General features: G+C 58.8%; 14 protein-coding genes. 6 read left to right on the top strand and 8 right to left on the bottom strand.

Features of this window, described 5'->3' with window-relative positions; translation table 11 throughout:
- Positions 1 to 35 precede the first annotated feature (35 nt).
- On the bottom strand, positions 36 to 977 hold the full coding sequence (locus tag GPL81_RS07370) for a fatty acid desaturase (protein ID WP_160106199.1): 942 nt from the start codon (positions 975 to 977) through the stop codon (positions 36 to 38).
- A gap of 330 nt (positions 978 to 1,307) precedes the next feature.
- Here GPL81_RS07370 and GPL81_RS07375 point away from each other — a divergent pair, with 330 nt between their 5' ends.
- Positions 1,308 to 1,727, top strand: a complete 420-nt coding sequence (locus GPL81_RS07375) for a GNAT family N-acetyltransferase (RefSeq protein WP_160106201.1) — start codon at positions 1,308 to 1,310, stop codon at positions 1,725 to 1,727.
- Between the two features lie 108 nt (positions 1,728 to 1,835).
- Here the strand turns inward: GPL81_RS07375 and def are convergent, their stop codons facing one another.
- The 3 genes from def to GPL81_RS07390 all read right to left on the bottom strand — a co-directional run bounded on the left by def (position 1,836) and on the right by GPL81_RS07390 (position 3,702).
- A complete protein-coding gene (gene def, locus GPL81_RS07380) occupies positions 1,836 to 2,375 on the bottom strand; it encodes a peptide deformylase (protein ID WP_160106203.1) in 540 nt (179 codons plus the stop codon).
- Positions 2,372 to 3,334: a YihY/virulence factor BrkB family protein gene (locus GPL81_RS07385; RefSeq protein ID WP_160106205.1), complete on the bottom strand. Its 963-nt coding sequence runs from the start codon at positions 3,332 to 3,334 to the stop codon at positions 2,372 to 2,374. Before GPL81_RS07385 ends, def begins: the two co-directional genes overlap by 4 nt.
- Before the next feature lie 176 nt (positions 3,335 to 3,510).
- A complete protein-coding gene (locus GPL81_RS07390; RefSeq protein ID WP_095193217.1) occupies positions 3,511 to 3,702 on the bottom strand; it encodes a CsbD family protein in 192 nt (63 codons plus the stop codon).
- A gap of 199 nt (positions 3,703 to 3,901) precedes the next feature.
- On the opposite strand from GPL81_RS07390, the gene GPL81_RS07395 reads away from it, so the two are divergent.
- Complete coding sequence (locus GPL81_RS07395; protein WP_096509384.1) at positions 3,902 to 4,279, top strand: hypothetical protein; 378 nt, start codon at positions 3,902 to 3,904, stop codon at positions 4,277 to 4,279.
- A gap of 153 nt (positions 4,280 to 4,432) precedes the next feature.
- Here GPL81_RS07395 and fadD1 read toward each other — a convergent pair whose 3' ends face one another.
- Positions 4,433 to 6,133 (bottom strand): long-chain-fatty-acid--CoA ligase FadD1, encoded by a 1,701-nt coding sequence (gene fadD1, locus GPL81_RS07400; protein WP_160106207.1) that lies wholly within the window; start codon positions 6,131 to 6,133, stop codon positions 4,433 to 4,435.
- 380 nt (positions 6,134 to 6,513) lie between these two features.
- Positions 6,514 to 8,202 carry a long-chain-fatty-acid--CoA ligase FadD2 gene (gene fadD2 / locus GPL81_RS07405; RefSeq protein WP_160106208.1) on the bottom strand — a complete coding sequence of 563 codons (1,689 nt, stop codon included), beginning with the start codon at positions 8,200 to 8,202 and terminating at the stop codon, positions 6,514 to 6,516.
- Between the two features lie 364 nt (positions 8,203 to 8,566).
- Here fadD2 and GPL81_RS07410 point away from each other — a divergent pair, with 364 nt between their 5' ends.
- Positions 8,567 to 9,511 (top strand): alpha/beta hydrolase, encoded by a 945-nt coding sequence (locus GPL81_RS07410; RefSeq protein WP_160106210.1) that lies wholly within the window; start codon positions 8,567 to 8,569, stop codon positions 9,509 to 9,511.
- Between the two features lie 41 nt (positions 9,512 to 9,552).
- A complete protein-coding gene (locus tag GPL81_RS07415; RefSeq protein ID WP_096509380.1) occupies positions 9,553 to 10,023 on the top strand; it encodes a MaoC family dehydratase in 471 nt (156 codons plus the stop codon).
- 124 nt (positions 10,024 to 10,147) lie between these two features.
- Here the strand turns inward: GPL81_RS07415 and GPL81_RS07420 are convergent, their stop codons facing one another.
- The gene (locus GPL81_RS07420; RefSeq protein WP_096509379.1) at positions 10,148 to 10,615 is read right to left on the bottom strand and encodes a ferritin-like domain-containing protein; all 468 of its coding nucleotides are present in this window, start codon (positions 10,613 to 10,615) and stop codon (positions 10,148 to 10,150) included.
- A gap of 203 nt (positions 10,616 to 10,818) precedes the next feature.
- Between GPL81_RS07420 and GPL81_RS07425 the strand changes: the two genes are divergently transcribed.
- Together GPL81_RS07425 and GPL81_RS07430 are read left to right on the top strand one after the other, a co-directional pair.
- Positions 10,819 to 11,055: a DUF3820 family protein gene (locus tag GPL81_RS07425; RefSeq protein WP_096509378.1), complete on the top strand. Its 237-nt coding sequence runs from the start codon at positions 10,819 to 10,821 to the stop codon at positions 11,053 to 11,055.
- 32 nt (positions 11,056 to 11,087) lie between these two features.
- Positions 11,088 to 12,269, top strand: coding sequence for an aminotransferase class V-fold PLP-dependent enzyme (locus GPL81_RS07430; protein ID WP_160106212.1), 1,182 nt, complete (start codon positions 11,088 to 11,090; stop codon positions 12,267 to 12,269).
- Positions 12,270 to 12,583: 314 nt separating this feature from the next.
- Here GPL81_RS07430 and GPL81_RS07435 read toward each other — a convergent pair whose 3' ends face one another.
- Complete coding sequence (locus tag GPL81_RS07435) at positions 12,584 to 13,249, bottom strand: bifunctional 4-hydroxy-2-oxoglutarate aldolase/2-dehydro-3-deoxy-phosphogluconate aldolase (protein WP_160106213.1); 666 nt, start codon at positions 13,247 to 13,249, stop codon at positions 12,584 to 12,586.
- Positions 13,250 to 13,259 lie beyond the last annotated feature (10 nt).

Below are 13,259 nucleotides of genomic sequence, written 5' to 3' on the forward strand. Positions count from 1 at the left end.
AGCAGGCTCGCTCCTACAGGGGAATGTGTTTGCAATCAGTGAAACGGATGCCGAGGGCTGTCGATCGCCTTCACCCCGTTCTCCCGCCACAACTGCCCATATCCCCGCACCAGAAACCCGCCGCTGCGCGCCAGCCATTGCTCGCGACGCGCGCGGTAGGCCCGTGGCAAGTCGTACCAGGGCAACCCCGGCAAGTCGTGATGCACCAGGTGCAGATTGAGGTTGAGGAACAGCCAACGCCAGGGCCACGCCGCTTCGTTGATCACGGTGCGCTGCTCCGGCGCCGTGTGCGGCCGATGTTCATAGTAGGAGCGAACCATTGCAACCGACAGCGCCGGCACACTGACCAGCAACAGGTAATGCCACACCGGCAATGCGCTGTAGCGCGCGATGAACAACAGCATCAGCCATGTCAGCGCACCATGGCTGAGCCACATCAGCCAGGCCCGGCGCTCACCGGTCTTGAGTCGATGCAACTCCTCCCGAGCCAGTCCCAGCAACGCCAGCGGCGCACCGAGCACGAAGCGGCCGAGCACGGTTTTGTTCAGCCAGTGCAGGCCCCGTTCGAACAGCGAACTGCCCTGCCATTGTTCGCTGCTCAAATAGCGGCTTTCCGGATCACGGCCCGGGATGGTCAGGTCTTCGTCGCGGTGATGCAGCAAATGGCTGTCGCGATACAGCGTATAGGGATACCACACGGCAAACGGCGCATAGCCGAGGACCTTATTCAGCGCCGGCCAGCGGGTCGGATGACCGTGCAGCAGTTCGTGCTGCACCGACAGCCAGAGCACCACCACGGGAATCAGCAACAGGGTGCTCCACCACAGGCCCAACGAATGGCTGTTCAGAACGATGGCGAACCAAGCGCCGTACACGCTGATCAACAGCAACCAGGTCGGCCACTCGGTGCGGGCGGTCAGGCGCTGGCGCAGGGTTTCGATGTCTTCTCGGTGGGCGTTATCGAAGTAATGGGGCATGGCGTTGCTCGGATCGGGGACCAGTCCCCTTCTGTGCAACGACACTGGGATTTCTTGCAGATTATTTTCAAATGACCGCTCCCATGCAGAGCGAGGGAGCGGCCCATCGGAGCAGGATCAATGCCCGAATACGTTCAACTTTTTGGCCTTTTTGTCGGCACGTTTTTCAATGGCGGTTTTCGCCGGTTTTTTCTTCAGCTCTTTTTTTGATTCCATACCTTTAGACATGATGCGTACTCCACTCGCGAGGGATGTGAGATCAGGTATACACCTATCCCGGCGTGCGCGTTCTTTTATAATCGCGCGCTTGCCCTCCAACAGTTTAGTCCTATGCACAGCACCCATTACGCCCAACTCGATGAGCCCCTGTGGCCGTTGATGAACAAGTTCTATCGCGCCCACCAATCGTCGATGAAAGCGGTACGCGACGCGCAACTGTGGGTCGCAAGGCGTGACGAGATCATCGCGGCGCTGTGTTTGCGCCCGGTGTCCGGGGGGCATTGGCTGACGGGACTGTTTGTCGATCCGGCCTGTCGCGAACAGGGTGTCGCCGCCGCGTTGATTGCGGAGGCGGTGAAAGGACTTGAGCTACCGGTGTGGTTGTTCTGCCATCCGGACTTGCGTGGTTTCTACGAACGTCGGGGATTCAGCTTCGACCCGCCGATGCCTTACGCCATGGTCGAGCGCTTGAGCCGTTATGCGCGCAGCAAACCGATGATCGCCATGGGCCTGGAACCGTTAAACCGGTGAAATAACCTTGGCCTGCAGGAGCCGGCTTGCTGGCGATAGATCCTGACCCTTGTGCTGATCAACCGGTCGCCATCGCTGGCAAGCCAGCTCCTACCGTTATCCGCGTCGTCAGTCATCCGCATTCGGATCAAGGTCCGGGAACATCACTTCGGTGAACCCGAACTTGCTGAAGTCGGTAATGCGCGACGGGTACAAGCGCCCGATCAGGTGATCGCATTCATGCTGCACCACCCGTGCATGGAACCCGGAGGCGATGCGCACGATGGGCTCGCCCTTGGGGTCGAAACCTTCGTAGCGGATCTGTTGATAGCGATCCACCGCGCCACGCATGCCAGGCACCGACAGGCACCCTTCGAAACCCTCTTCCATGATCGGGCTCAGCGGCGTGATCAAGGGGTTGATCAGGATCGTCTGCGGCACGGCATCCGCGTCCGGGTAACGCTCGCTGTGCTCGAAACCGAAGATCACCAGTTGCAGGTCGACACCGATCTGCGGTGCGGCCAGGCCGACCCCGCCAACGCTTTCCATGGTCTGGAACATGTCGTCGATCAGTTGCCACAACCCGGGGCTGTCGAACATGTCCGCCGGCACCGGTGGAGCGATGCGCAGCAGGCGCTCATCGCCCATTTTCAAAATTTCACGGATCATTTTATGACTTCGTCAGTGGGTGGCTTCACGGAGTGATCCCGGCCCAGCCCGGAAACGTGATGCTTCTCTTCATGGCCGGGACCGTGCTCACCGGCGACTTTTTCGCCAGGTTCTTTGCCTTCGCGCGACATGTGTTCGATCACCGCATTCATCTCGGCCCCGAGCAGCAGCACCGCGGCGGAAATGTAGAAGTACAGCAACAGCACGATGATCGCGCCGATACTGCCATACATGGCGTTGTAGTTGGCGAATTCCTTGACGTACAGGCCGAAGCCCAGGGACGCGATGATCCACACCACCACTGACAGCACCGAACCTGGCGTAATGAAGCGAAACTCCTGTTTGACGTCGGGCATGACGTAATAGATCAGTGCCACGGCGACCATCAGCAGGATCACGATCACCGGCCAGCGCGCGATGTTCCACAGCGTGACGATGAAGTATTCAAGACCTACTTGCGCCGCGATCCAGTTCATCACCTGCGGCCCCAGCACCATCAGCGCGGCGGCGATCAACAGCATGCCGGCGATGCCGACGGTGTAGATGATCGATAGCGGAAAACGCTTCCACGCCGGCCGGCCTTCAACCACATCGTAGGCGGCGTTCATCGCACTCATCATCAAGCGCACACCGGCCGAGGCCGTCCACAGGGCAATCACGATACCCACGGACAACAGTCCGCCCTTGGATTGCTGGAGCTGGTCGATCACCGGGTTCACCTGCTCCAGCGCCTGGGGCGGCAGCACCAGTTCCGATTGCACGCGCAACCAGGAAAAGAAGTCGGGCAAATGCAGGAAACCGATCAGGGCGATCAGGAACAGGATGAAGGGGAACAGCGAAAACAGCATTTGATAGGCCAGCGCCGAGGCATAGGTCGACATCTCGTCGTCGACGAACTCGGTGACCGTGCGCATCATCACACGGTGCAAAGGCAGGCCTCTCATGTCCGGGAAAATCATTCGCGTCTCCATTCGCCGCATTACAGGGTGGGTGGAATTGGTGCGTCTCAGGGGCCGTTTTCTTTCATCAAGGTAGCCTACCTGGCGACTTTGAAACAATTTCGTCGATCTAGTTCAGGCTGACACAAAAACGGCCATCCGTGGATGGCCGTTTCTTCCGCGCATTGAAGGCCGTATCACGCTTTATCGACACCTTTCTTAATCGCGTCCTTGGCTTTGCCGATGGCTTGCTGGGCCTCGCCTTTCCTTTCCTGAGCCTTGCCTTCAGCTTGCAGATTGGGGTTATTGGTGGCCTTGCCAACGCCTTGTTTGACGTTGCCAGCGGCTTCGTTGGCCATGCCTTTTACTTTATCGCCAGTGCTGCCCATGGTGTTTCTCCTGTGAACAATTCAATGAGAAAAGTCGTTACATGAGGTTGACCGGGGGCGTTTGCACGGAGTTTCATTTATTTTCACCCGGACATTTCATCGTTCAATGCAGGTTGGGCTTTATGTTTGCCCGGCAACCCCCGAGAATGCGCAACGTATTCAGGCCCTGGCGCTGAAGATCCAATCCCGTAGGAATGTTATGAAACTCGATAAAAAGCAGGCCATTGCCCGCAGAAATCAGGAACTCGGCGGTGCTGTGCTTGGCGTCAACAACTGCCACTTCACCGAACTGAACCGCAACCGCAACATCTGGTGGTTCGACATCCCGGTGTCGCGCCTGGCCGTTGGTCAGTACGAGTGGATTCACCTGCTGATGCACACCCCCGATACCGACGAACTGCTGCACCTGAAAGTGCCGACGGTGTTCCTGCGCGAGAAGCTCGAAGGCCTGGTGGTGCGTAACCAGGGCAAGCGCAAGGCGGCCCTGAGCCTGGAGCTGAGCGCCGACAAGGACTCGTACCTGCAGGACATGCGCCCGGCGGGCACCAACGTCAATTTCGCGCCGTTTCGCATGTAGGAGCGAGCCTGCTCGCGATGGACGTCAACGATGACGCGGACTGCCTGGATGTCCGTGTTGTCTGGGCCTATTTCGCGAGCAGGCTCGCTCCTACAGAGGATCGCGTTGCCAGCCGATCAACAAAAAGCCCCGCATGTGCGGGGCTTTTTTTGATCACACAGTCGCTTTCTTCGCGTTGAGCTTTTTCAGTTCTTCATCGCGCAATTCCCGACGCAGGATCTTGCCGACGTTGGTGGTCGGCAGTGCATCGCGGAACTCTACAGAGCGTGGGACCTTGTAGCCGGTGACGTTGGCACGCATGTGCGCCATCACCTGCTCCTTGGTCAGGGTCACGCCCGGTTTGGCGACGATGAAAATCTTGATCGCCTCGCCCGACTTCTCGTCCGGCACGCCGATGGCCGCGCATTGCAGCACGCCCGGCAGGGTTGCCAGCACGTCTTCCAGCTCGTTCGGGTACACGTTGAAACCGGAGACCAGGATCATGTCTTTCTTGCGATCGACGATGCGCATGTAGCCATCGGGCTGGATCAGCGCGATGTCACCGGTCTTCAACCAGCCTTCGCTGTCGAGGATTTCATCGGTGGCTTCCTGGCGCTGCCAGTAGCCCTTCATCACTTGCGGACCTTTCACACACAGTTCGCCGATTTCGCCCATGGGCTGTTCAGCGCCAGAATCACTGATGACTTTGCACAGGGTCGATGGAACCGGAATGCCAATGGTGCCGACCTGAATGTTCTGGATCGGATTAACGGTGGCTACCGGGCTGGTTTCAGTCATGCCGTAGCCTTCGCAAATGGCACAACCGGTGACTGCTTTCCAGCGCTCTGCCGCCGCCAGTTGCAGGGCCATGCCGCCGGACAGGGTGACTTTCATCGCCGAGAAATCCAGCTTGCGGAAACCTTCGTTGTTGCACAGGGCCACGAACAGGGTGTTGAGACCGACAAAACCGCTGAACTTCCACTTCGACAGTTCCTTGACCATCGCCGGCAAATCGCGCGGGTTGCTGATCAGGATGTTGTGGTTGCCGATCAGCATCATCGCCATGCAATGAAAGGTAAAGGCATAGATGTGGTACAGCGGCAGCGGCGTGATCAGGATCTCGCAGCCCTCATTGAGGTTGGAGCCCATCAGCGCCTTGCATTGCAACATGTTCGCCACCAGGTTGCGGTGGGTCAGCATGGCGCCCTTGGCCACGCCGGTGGTGCCGCCGGTGTATTGCAGGACCGCAACATCGCTGCTGGCCGGGTTGGCTTCGGCCACTGGCTGGCCGTGGCCCTTGCTCAATACGTCGTTGAACTTGACGGCTTTTGGCAAGTGATACGCCGGCACCATCTTCTTCACGTACTTGATCACGCTGTTGACCAGCAGACGCTTGAGCGGTGGCAGCAGGTCCGCCACTTCGGTGACGATGACGTGCTTGACCCCGGTTTTCGGCACGACGGCCTCGGCCAGGTGCGCCATGTTCGCCAGGCAGACCAGGGCCTTGGCACCGGAATCATTGAACTGGTGCTCCATCTCCCGTGCGGTGTACAGCGGGTTGGTATTGACCACGATCAACCCGGCACGGATGGCACCGAAGACGGCGACCGGATACTGCAGCACGTTGGGTAATTGCACGGCGATTCGATCGCCCGGTTGCAAATCGGTATGCTGTTGCAGGTACGCGGCAAAGGCACCGGACAATTCGTACAGTTCACCGTAGGTGATTGTCTTGCCCAGGTTGCTGAAAGCCGGTTTGTTGGCGAAGCGTTGGCAGGATTGCTTCAACACTGCCTGAATATTCGGGTACTCGTCTGGATTGATGTCGGCAGCAATTCCAGCTGGGTACTTATCCTTCCAAAAGTCTTCGTTCATGGAAGCCCACTCCTCAGCAACGCGAATTCAACACCGCATTTGATGCGATTATTATTGGTGTTTGTCTATAGGTGAGTCTGGCTTTTTACTAGGCCGAGAAGTCACAAAGCGCGCCGAGAGTAGCAGCTTTGAATAGGGTCGACTAGAGCCAAAAGCGGCCTCTACGGTCACATTTATGACTCAAGAATGGTAACCAGTCATTTTAGAGCAAAAAACCTATATATCGCTGAAAGCCCCGTAAAACGGGGCTTTCGCTTTAAACGCATCGCGGGCAAGCCTTGCTCCTACAGGTTTTGTGTCGCTCACTGCCTTGTGAACGACACCGCCCCTGTGGGAGCAAGGCTTGCCCGCGATCCGCGCGAAGCGCGGCCATTCACCGCTTATGCGATATCCCGCAACTCCCGCCGCAAAATCTTGCCCACCGGCGTCATCGGCAACGACTCACGCAAGACAATGTGCTTGGGCACTTTGTACGCCGTGAAGTTTTCCTTGCAGTACGCCTTCAGCTCTTCAAGGCTGACCCCCGCTTCACGGGCCACCACGAACAACTTCACCGCCTCCCCCGAACGTTCGTCGGGCACACCGATCACTGCGCAGTTGGCGACTTTAGGGTGAGCCATGACCACGTCCTCGATTTCGTTCGGGTACACGTTGAAACCCGAGACGATGATCATGTCTTTCTTGCGATCGACAATGCGCACGAACCCGTCCGGGTCAATCACCGCGATGTCGCCGGACTTGAACCAGCCCTCGGCGTCCAGTACTTCGTTGGTCGCCTCGGGTTTCTGCCAGTAGCCCTTCATGATCTGCGGGCCTTTGATGCACAGCTCGCCACGCTCGCCCAGCGGTTGTTCGACGCCCTCGTCGTTGATCACCTTGAGCGTGGTCCCCGGCACCGGCAGGCCGACCGTGCCGATGCGCGATTGATCGCCATAGGGGTTGGTGCAAGCCACCGGCGAGGTTTCGGTCAGGCCGTAGCCTTCGGTGATGCGGCAACCGGTCAACTGCTCCCAGCGCTCGGCGGTGGCCTTGACCAGCGCGGTGCCGCCGGAATTGGTGAGTTTGAGGCTGGAGAAATCCAGGGTCTTGAAATCCGGATGGTCCATCAGTGCAACAAACAGCGTGTTCAGCCCCAGCAGCGCCGAGAACCGCCAGTTTTTCAGTTCCTTGATGAAGCCACCGATGTCCCGCGGATTGGTGATCAGCACGTTGTGGTTGCCAGTCACCATCATGCACATGCAATTGGCCGTGAACGCATAGATGTGGTAAAGCGGCAGCGGCGCGATCATCACCTCCTGCCCTTCGCGCAGCAGCGACTGGCCGTCACTGGCAAACTGACTGAGGCAGGCCCGCGCCTGCTGCATGTTGGCCACCAGATTGCCGTGGGTCAGCATCGCACCCTTGGCCAGGCCGGTGGTGCCGCCGGTGTACTGCAATACGGCGATGTCTTTGAGTCCGGCATTCAGCCGCTTGATTGGCTGGCCCTTACCCAGACGCAGTGCACTCTTGAAGGAAATGGCCTGGGGCAAGGAATAAGCCGGGACCATTTTTTTGACCGTGCTCACCATAGTGTTGACCAGCCAGCCTTTGGCGGTCGGCATCAGGTCGCCCATTCTGGCTTCGATCAGGTATTGGATGTCGGTGTCGGTCAGCACTTCCTGGACTTTCTGGCCGAACATGTTCAGGTACACCAGCGCCCGGGCACCGGAATCCTTGAACTGATGACGCATCTCCCGCGCGGTATATAGCGGGTTGGTGTTGACCACGATCAGCCCGGCGCGCAAGGCGCCGAACACGGCGATCGGGTATTGCAGGACGTTGGGCATCTGCACCGCGATGCGATCCCCCGGCACCAGATCGGTGTGAGCTTGCAGATAACCGGCGAACGCTGCGCTGTAGCGTTCCAGTTCGGCGTAGGTCAGGGTGACACCCATGTTGCTGAACGCCGGGCGATCAGCAAATTTCTTGCAGGAACGTTCGAACACCTCGATAACCGACTTGTACTCAGCGACGTCAATGTCCAGGGGAACGCCGGCCGGGCGCTTGTCATTCCAGAAATCAGGTTGCATTGTTCTTGTCCTCTTTACCTGAGCCTATCCGGGGCCGCTTTTCTGTCATTTCTCTTTCTTGTTGCTCAAAAAGCAGAAAGCGAAAAGCGGAGCTTCACGGACACTAGCAGCTATGTCGAATCAGGCAAATATGCGGATGTGTGTCATAGATTTTGTGAATCTTGCTGCCGCGACGCGGCCTGATCAGGCGTCCCGCCGAAGATGCGCTATACACTGCAATCGGCTAACTGTAGGAGCGAGCTCGCTCGCGATGAACGACTGAACACCGCGGGGCGTCAGACTGCCAGCGTCTTCGTTGACGACCATCGCCAGCGAGCTCGCTCCTACCGTTGTGTATGAACAGGCACCCAGCAAAGGAACCGCGATGATCCACGATACATTCTGGCTGACCACCAGCGACCGCAGCCGTCTCTTCGTCAACCAGTGGTTGCCCGCTGACACCCCCCGGGCCGTGATCCTGCTGGCCCACGGCATGGCGGAACACAGCGCTCGCTACGGGCGCCTGGCAGAAAAGCTCTGTGCCCAGGGCTACGGCGTGTACGCCCCGGATCTGCGCGGACATGGCAAAACTGCCGAAAACGGGACGCTCGGCCATTTCGCCGACAACGACGGTTGGGCCAAAGTGGTGGGTGACCTGGCGTGCCTCAACCAGCACATCGGCCAGCAGCATCCCGGCACACCCATCGTGCTGCTGGGCCACAGCATGGGCAGCTATATCGCCCAGGGGTACCTGTTGCATCACAGCGCCAGCCTGCACGGCGCCATTCTCAGCGGCTCGAACTTCCAGCCCGTGGCGCTTTATCGCGCGGCCCGCCAGATTGCCCGTTTCGAACGTCTGCGCCAGGGCCCCAAGGGACGCAGCGCACTGATCGAGTGGCTGACGTTCGGTTCATTCAATAAGCCATTCAAACCGATACGCACCCAGTTTGACTGGCTCAGTCGCGATCCGGCCGAAGTCGACCTATACGCCAACGACCCCCTTTGTGGCTTCCGTTGTACCAATCAGCTGTGGATCGATTTGCTCGGCGGGTTGCAGCAAATCAGCAAAGCGTCCAATCTCGCCCAGATCGACCCGGGCCTGCCGTTGCTGGTGATCGGCGGCGAATGTGATCCGGTAAGCGAAGGCAAGCGTCTGAAAGATCTGGCCGGCGCCTTGCGCGAGGCCGGCAGCCGGAACCTGCAACTGACCGTTTACCCGCAGGCGCGGCACGAATTGTTCAATGAAACCAACCGCGATGAAGTGATCGCCGATGTGCTGGCCTGGATCAACCAGACACTGAGCAAACCCCGGCCACACCGAACCGAATAGTTTTTTTGTGAATTTTTTATTCGTCACAGGAATCGAGACAGATGACCCAGGTTACCAACACCCCCTACGAAGCCCTCGAAATCGGCCAGACCGCCAGTTTCAGCAAGACGGTCGAAGAGCGCGATATTCAGCTGTTCGCCGCGATGTCAGGCGACCACAACCCGGTGCACCTGGATGCCGAATACGCCGCCAGCACCATGTTCAAGGAACGTATCGCCCACGGCATGTTCAGCGGCGCGTTGATCAGTGCGGCAGTGGCCTGCGAACTGCCTGGGCCGGGCACTATCTACATTGGTCAGCAGATGAGCTTCCAGAAGCCGGTGAAAATTGGCGACACCCTGACCGTGCGTCTGGAAATCCTGGAAAAACTGCCGAAATTCCGCGTGCGCATTGCCACTCGCGTGTTCAACCAGCGTGATGAGCTGGTGGTGGATGGCGAGGCGGAAATCCTGGCGCCGCGCAAACAGCAATCGGTGACCTTGACCGAGTTGCCGGCGATCAGCATTGGCTGATTCGGCGCGCAATAAACTGTAGGAGTGAGCCTGCTCGCGATAGCGCCAGCCCAGTCAACATCAAAGTTGAGTGGCAGGCCGCCATCGCGAGCAGGCTCGCTCCTACGGGTGTTATTGGTGGGGCTTATGAACGTGCACGCGCCTGGTTACGCAGGGCTTTTACCTGATCGTGGTTACGTTGCACGCCGTGATACTGACGTTCAACGATGTCACGAATACCCACCAGGTTGTGTTTGTTGATTTTTTCCATGGCTTCGCGATAAGCCTTCAGCGCATGGTCTTCACCACGCTCGGCTTCGTTGAGCACAGCCTCTTCGCCCTTGCCGGTGAACATCGACTTTACGTCGACCCAGCGACGGTGCATGTCGCCGCTGACACTGGTGGATGTTTCCGGATCGCCACCCATCGAACGCACGGCACTTTGCAGTTCCGCGGCAGCCTTTGCACATTCGGCGGAACGTTGTACGAACAGGGTTTTGAGTTCAGGGTGTTTGATGTCTTCAGCGCAAGTCTTGAACCCTTCCTGACCGTCCTTGCTGGTTTCAATCAGGTCATTGAGTACAGAAATCGCTTCTTTATTCATATCGGTCATTTTTCAATTCCTTGCGGTTGATGAAAGATGCAATTAAACGATGCACCCTACATGCCAGCTTCTGACCGATAAATTAACCGTTATTTATCAAATAGTTAGATTCAATCAAAAAATCTGTATCCGTTTTTTTTGCATGATCTGTCAATTGGCCTGCATGCAGAATGCCTGTATTTTCCCGACCATTGAATCAAGACGACTGAGCCATGAACCCTGAAAAGCTCGAACTGCTGGTAACCCGTGAAATGCCCTTCGGCAAATATAAAGGCCGAATCATTGCCGACTTGCCGGGCCCGTACCTGAACTGGTTCGCCCGGGAAGGTTTCCCCCATGGCGAATTGGGCGGTCTGCTGGCGCTTATGCAGGAAATCGATCACAACGGCTTATCGGAACTACTCGAACCGCTACGCGCCAAACATGGCAAACCCGCGCCTCGCCACTGATTCACTCATCCCGCCCCTGATTGAGCAGCCCCATGCCCGATAACACCCGCCGCGCCCGTGATGAAGACTTCTGGCAAACCTTTGCCGACCGCTACGACCTGCAACCCGGCCCGATCAATCTGGAAAACGGTTACTTCGGACGTATGTCACGCACCGTGGTCGAGGAGTATCAGCGCAACATCGAACTGATCAACCGCGGCAATTCGGTTCATGTCCGTCAGCGTTTCGAACAGGGTGAAAGCCTCAAGATACAAGCGCAAGTGGCCGGGTTGATGGGTGTGCCTGCGCAGGCCGTCGCCCTCACCCGCAATGCGTCGGATGGCTTGCAGTCGCTGATCCGCAACTACAATCGCCTGCAACCGGGGGACCAGGTGCTGATTTGCGATCTGGAGTACGACACCGTCAAGGGCGCCATGCGCTGGCTGGCGAAACATCGCGGTGTCGAGGTGATCGAGATCGAACACCTGCACCCCGCCAGCTTCGACAGCTTGCTCGCCTCCTACCGTGAAGCCTTCGCCCGTTATCCGCGACTCAAGCTGATGGCCCTGACCCACGTCACCCATCGCACCGGCCTGGTGATGCCGGTACAGGCCATTGCCGCTGCCGCCAGGGAGCATGGCATCGATGTGATCCTCGACGGCGCCCACGCCCTGGGCCAGTTCGAGTTCAACCTCGATGACCTGGGTATCGCATTCGCTGCCTATAACCTGCACAAATGGATCGGCGCACCGCTGACCCTGGGCTTCCTGTACATCGCCCCCGAGCGCCTGCCTGACATCGACCCGGACATGGGCGAAATGCATTTCCCGATCACCGACATTCGCGCCCGCACACCCTACAGCACACCAAACATTCCCGCGCTGCTGACCCTGCCGCTGGTGCTTGAAGAGCATCACGCCATGGGCGGCGCTGCGGCCAAGGGATCGCGACTGAACTACCTGCGTAACCTGTGGGTACGTGAAGTCCGTGAACTGCCGGGCATCGAAGTCCTGACACCGGATGATCCGCGACTGTATTGCGGCATCACGTCGATGCGCTTTACCGCGCAGGATGATCAACTGGCGATGGTCGAGCGGCTGCTCAGCGAGTACAACCTGTTCACCGTGGTGCGCAGTGGTGCGGCGTGCGGCCCGTGCATCCGGATTACGCCGGGGTTGACCACCACGGCTGAGCACATGAAGCGGCTGACCACCGCCCTCACAGCACTGCGTTGACCTGTAGGAGCGAGCCTGCTCGCGATGGTCGTCAACGATGACGCTGGAAACCTGATACCCCGCGGTGCTCTCTGGTTCATCGCGAGCAGGCTCGCTCCTACAGAAGATCCCTGCCACACGCCGATCTCCTGTGGGAGCAAGCGGGCGGCGTTCCGACTTGCCCGCGATGGCGATTTCAATGACGCCATCGCGGGCAAGTCGGAACGCCGCCCGCTTGCTCCCACAGGATGTATTTTTGGGCAAAAAAAAACGGTGCACCGACCAAGCGCACCGTTAAAGCCGTAAAACACACAACTACGTGTCGGGTGAAGCGATCAGTCCAGCAGTGCCAAGGCCTCGGCGGTGCATTCCTGAATGCGGGCCCAGTCGCCGTTCTTGATCCATTCCGGATCAAGCATCCAGCTACCGCCCACGCACATGACGTTTTTCAACGCCATGTAGCTCTTGATGTTGGCAGGTCCCACGCCGCCGGTCGGGCAGAATTTCACCTCGCCGAACGGGCCGCCCAGGGCCTTGATGGCCGCAACGCCGCCGCTGACTTCCGCCGGGAACAGCTTGAAGCGGCGATAACCCAGGCCATAGCCTTCCATGATGCCCGAGGCGTTGCTGATGCCCGGCAACAGTGGAATCGGGCTGGCGACGCTGGCTTCCAGCAGGTCGCGGGTGATGCCCGGTGTGACGATGAACTGCGAGCCCGCCGCTTCGGCCGCAGCCAGCATGTGGCGATCGAGCACAGTGCCGGCACCGGTCACCAGTTCCGGACGCTGTTCACGCAGGATCTGGATGGCCTTGAGGCCGAACTGCGAACGCAGGGTCACTTCCAGGGCGGTCAGGCCACCGGCCGCGAGGGCATCGGCCAGTGGCAGGATGTCCTGCTCGCGGGCGATGGTGATCACCGGCAGGATTCGCGCCTTGGCGCAGAGGCTGTCGATCAGGACAACTTTATCCGCCATGGAAACGGTCGGGGATGGGTTTGTCATAGCGGCTGTT

Origin of the sequence: Pseudomonas izuensis (genome assembly GCF_009861505.1) — a bacterium.
In the GTDB taxonomy this organism is placed as follows: domain Bacteria; phylum Pseudomonadota; class Gammaproteobacteria; order Pseudomonadales; family Pseudomonadaceae; genus Aquipseudomonas; species Aquipseudomonas izuensis.

Bases quoted from the DNA above. Each gene is read 5' to 3' on its own strand.
- GPL81_RS07395 (WP_096509384.1), top strand. From the start codon at position 3,902: ATGAAACTCGATAAAAAGCAGGCCATTGCCCGCAGAAATCAGGAACTC.
- GPL81_RS07435 (WP_160106213.1), bottom strand. From the start codon at position 13,249: ATGACAAACCCATCCCCGACCGTTTCCATGGCGGATAAAGTTGTCCTG.
- GPL81_RS07410 (WP_160106210.1), top strand. From the start codon at position 8,567: ATGATCCACGATACATTCTGGCTGACCACCAGCGACCGCAGCCGTCTC.
- GPL81_RS07430 (WP_160106212.1), top strand. From the start codon at position 11,088: ATGCCCGATAACACCCGCCGCGCCCGTGATGAAGACTTCTGGCAAACC.
- fadD2 (WP_160106208.1), bottom strand. From the start codon at position 8,202: ATGCAACCTGATTTCTGGAATGACAAGCGCCCGGCCGGCGTTCCCCTG.
- GPL81_RS07370 (WP_160106199.1), bottom strand. From the start codon at position 977: ATGCCCCATTACTTCGATAACGCCCACCGAGAAGACATCGAAACCCTG.
- GPL81_RS07385 (WP_160106205.1), bottom strand. From the start codon at position 3,334: ATGATTTTCCCGGACATGAGAGGCCTGCCTTTGCACCGTGTGATGATG.
- def (WP_160106203.1), bottom strand. From the start codon at position 2,375: ATGATCCGTGAAATTTTGAAAATGGGCGATGAGCGCCTGCTGCGCATC.
- GPL81_RS07390 (WP_095193217.1), bottom strand. From the start codon at position 3,702: ATGGGCAGCACTGGCGATAAAGTAAAAGGCATGGCCAACGAAGCCGCT.
- GPL81_RS07415 (WP_096509380.1), top strand. From the start codon at position 9,553: ATGACCCAGGTTACCAACACCCCCTACGAAGCCCTCGAAATCGGCCAG.
- GPL81_RS07375 (WP_160106201.1), top strand. From the start codon at position 1,308: ATGCACAGCACCCATTACGCCCAACTCGATGAGCCCCTGTGGCCGTTG.
- GPL81_RS07425 (WP_096509378.1), top strand. From the start codon at position 10,819: ATGAACCCTGAAAAGCTCGAACTGCTGGTAACCCGTGAAATGCCCTTC.
- GPL81_RS07420 (WP_096509379.1), bottom strand. From the start codon at position 10,615: ATGACCGATATGAATAAAGAAGCGATTTCTGTACTCAATGACCTGATT.
- fadD1 (WP_160106207.1), bottom strand. From the start codon at position 6,133: ATGAACGAAGACTTTTGGAAGGATAAGTACCCAGCTGGAATTGCTGCC.